Origin of the sequence: Streptococcus sp. GMD1S, from assembly GCF_000296875.1 — a bacterium.
In the GTDB taxonomy this organism is placed as follows: Bacteria; Bacillota; Bacilli; order Lactobacillales; family Streptococcaceae; genus Streptococcus.
In genome coordinates, this window is the sequence record NZ_AJQY01000173.1 from 1 (window position 1) to 1,070 (window position 1,070).

The window sequence follows — 1,070 nt, forward strand, 5'->3', positions numbered from 1 at the left end:
ACCATGCCAGAGCGCCTCTACGAGTACCGTGTCTATGAACGTATGTCAGCAGGGATTGGGGCTTCGGTCTACGATGACCAGAATTTTGATACGGTTTACTTTAACGAGGAGTTGGCCCATGATTTTGCATCTTGGGTATCTGGGGACTCTATGGAACCTAAATATCAAAATGGTTCGGTGGCTCTGATTCGGGAAACAGGATTTGACTATGATGGGGCGGTTTATGCAGTGGTTTGTAACAACCAGACCTATATCAAACGGGTCTATCGGGAGGAAGATGGCCTGCGTCTGGTTTCTATAAATCCTAAATATAAGGACATTTTCATCTCCTATGAGGAAGATCCTCGGATTGTGGGGATTATCGTTGGGAACTTTGTGCCGATGGAGGGTTAGCCTATGGGCTACTTTGATTATTCCAGAGAGCCCAAAAGTGATATTGCCTTTGTCGATATGAAATCTTTTTATGCCAGTGTTGAGTGTGTGAAAAGGGGCTTGCATCCGCTGAAGACCTCGCTTTGTGTCATGAGTCGCGCGGAAAATTCTACTGGTCTTATCTTAGCTTCCTCTCCCATGTTTAAGAAGATTTTTGGTAAGTCTAATGTTGGCCGGGCCTATGATCTGCCTTTTGATATCAAAACGCGCAAATTTTCCTATTACAATGCTCGAAAGCAAGGTTTGCCTACTGACTCAGACTATGTTCGCTACATCGAAGATTGGGCTCAAGTCACCTTGATTGTCCCTCCTAGGATGGATGAGTACATAGCGGTCAATATGGAAATCCAGCGAATCTTTCAAAACTATGGTAGCCCAGATGATATTTATCCCTACTCTATTGATGAAGGTTTTATTGATTTGACTAGTTCGCTCAACTATTTTATCCCAAACAAGAGTCTCTCTCGCAAAGACAAGCTAGATATGCTTTCTGCTCGCATCCAGAGGGATATTTGGAGGCAGACAGGGATCTACTCTACAGTGGGTATGTCCAATGCCAATCCCTTACTGGCCAAGTTGGCTCTGGATAATGAGGCCAAGCACACTCCGACCATGAGGGCCAACTGGTCTTACCAGGA

General features: G+C 45.0%; 1 protein-coding gene and 1 pseudogene. Both read left to right on the forward strand.

Annotated elements, in window-relative coordinates; all coding sequences use genetic code 11:
- Positions 1-393 (forward strand): S24 family peptidase (locus GMD1S_RS08055; protein WP_000318154.1); only part of this gene is annotated, 393 nt, incomplete at its 5' end.
- Between the two features lie 3 nt (positions 394-396).
- A pseudogene (locus GMD1S_RS08060) lies at positions 397-1,070 on the forward strand (DNA polymerase); the annotation flags it as partial.